This is a genomic window from Methylobacter psychrophilus (assembly GCF_025583945.1).
Classification (GTDB): domain Bacteria; phylum Pseudomonadota; class Gammaproteobacteria; order Methylococcales; family Methylomonadaceae; genus Methylobacter_C; species Methylobacter_C psychrophilus.
In genome coordinates this window covers 1-2,395 of the sequence record NZ_JAOEGU010000120.1, presented here as the reverse complement: position 1 = coordinate 2,395, position 2,395 = coordinate 1, and the positions used below count along the sequence as shown (strand labels likewise).

Here is a 2,395-nt window from a genome sequence, read left to right as displayed (position 1 = left end):
CGCAAGTGGGCAAAGTCATTACCGTTCAGGCCAGCTACACCGATGGACTGAGTAATCCTGAAACAAAATTGAGCTCTGCTACCACTGCTGTAGTCAATGTTAACGATGCACCAACCGGCACTGTCACAATCACCGGTACGTCGTCGCAACACCATGACTTAACAGCAACGAACTCGCTTGCGGATATCGACGGTTTGGGCCCGATTACTTACCAATGGTTGGCCGATGGCATAGCCATTGAGGGTGCAATCAGCACAATACTGACTTTAGGCCAGGCGCAAGTCGGCAAAGTAATCACGGTAACAGCAAGTTATATCGATCAACAAAATACCCCTGAAAGCATCAGTAGCTCGGCAACCAAAATAGTTAATTCCAATAATGCACCCACCGGTTCAGTCACTATCACCGGCACGGCTACGCAAAATGAAATATTGACTGCTACCAATACACTGGAGGATATCGATGTCTTGGGAACTATTAGTTACCAATGGTTGGCGGATAACGTAGCCATTACCAACGCTACAACCAACACGTTGATCTTAACCCAGGCGGAAGTGGGCAAAGCCATCACTGTAACAGCCAGTTATTCCGATGGACAAAATACCGCTGAAAGTGTGATCAGCTCTGCAACCACTGCCGTAATTAATGTTAATGATGCACCGACGACATCTTTAGTCACGTTATTATCAATTACCGAGGACAGCCAAGCCCGCGTAATTACTCAAGCCGAGTTGTTGGGCAAGGCAGTAGATTTGGACGGTAATAACCTTACCGCTGCCGGCCTGAGCATTACATCAGGCAACGGTACTTTGGTCGATAATCTCAATGGCACCTGGAGTTATACGCCGTCATTAAATGATGATGCGTCGGTGAGCTTTAACTACACCATCACCGACAGTGTCAGTCCGACTGCCGGTACAGTAGCAGCCACAGCGACGCTGGATATTACACCAGTCAATGACCTTCCTACCGGCACTGTCACCATCACCGGCACGGCTACGCAACATCAGGTATTAACCGCAACGAACACGCTGGCAGATGTCGACGGTCTAGGTACGATTTCTTACCAGTGGCTGGCAGATGGGTTGATTATTACCGGTGCCACCGCTTCAACCTTGACCTTGACACAAGAGCAAGTAGGCAAAACCATCACGATTAAAGCCGCTTATACCGATCTACTGGGTACCGCTGAAAGTGTAAGCAGCGTTGCAACCGGTGCAGTCACTAATGTTAATGATGCACCTACCGGCACTGTTACTATCACCGGCACGGCGGCGCAAGACCAGATCCTGACCGCAAGCAATACCCTGGCGGATGTCGATGGTCTGGGCACGATTGCTTACCAATGGTACGCTGGTGATATCGCCATTAGCGGTGCAACAGCAACAACACTAACGCTAAGTCAGGCGGAAGTAGGCAAAGTAATTACTGTAAAAGCCGGCTATACGGATCTGCAGAAGACCGCTGAAAGCGTAACCAGCGTTGCAACCGGTACAGTAGCTAATGTTAATGATGCACCGACGACATCTTTAGTCACGTTGGCATCAATTACCGAGGACAGCCAAGCCCGCATAATTACGCAAGTCGAGTTGTTGGGCAATGCAGTAGATGTGGACGGTAATAACCTTACCGCTACCGGCCTGAGCATTACATCAGGCAACGGTACTTTGATCGATAATCTCAATGGTACCTGGAGTTATACGCCGTCATTAAATGATGATGCGTCGGTGAGCTTTAACTACACCATCACCGATAGTGTCAGTCCTACTGCCGGTACAGTAGTAGCCACAGCATCGCTAGATATTACACCAGTTAATGACCTGCCTACCGGCACTGTCACCATCACCGGTACCGCGACGCAAAACCAAAAGCTGACAGCGGTTAGTACCTTGGCGGATGCAGATGGTCTGGGTACGATTGTTTATCAATGGCTGGCAGATGGTACAGCCATTTCTGGCACAACAACTTCTACACTAATTTTAGGTCAGGCAGAGGTAGGCAAAGCCATCACCGTTAAAGCCAGTTATACGGATCTGCAAAAGACTCCTGAAAGCGTCACCAGCGTTGCAACCGCTGCAGTAAACAATGTTAATGATGCACCGACCGGTACAGTCACCATCACCGGCACCGCGACGCAAAACCAAACACTGGCAGCGGTCAGTTCCTTGGCGGATGTTGATGGGCTGGGTACGCTTGCTTACCAATGGTTGGCCAACGGCACGGCCATTTCTGGTGCAACGGCTTCAATCTTGACGCTGGATCAGGCGCAAGTAGGCAAAGCCATCACCGTAACAGCCAGTTATACGGATCTGCAGAAGACCCCTGAAAGCGTCACCAGCTCTGCAACTACCCATGTGATCAACGTTAATGATGCACCAACGGGTACAGTCACCAT

General features: G+C 49.8%; 1 protein-coding gene. It reads left to right on the top strand.

Features of this window, described 5'->3' with window-relative positions; genetic code table 11:
* Window positions 1-2,395: cadherin-like domain-containing protein (locus tag N7974_RS20350; RefSeq protein ID WP_262967360.1), on the top strand; the 2,395-nt coding region annotated here is incomplete at both ends.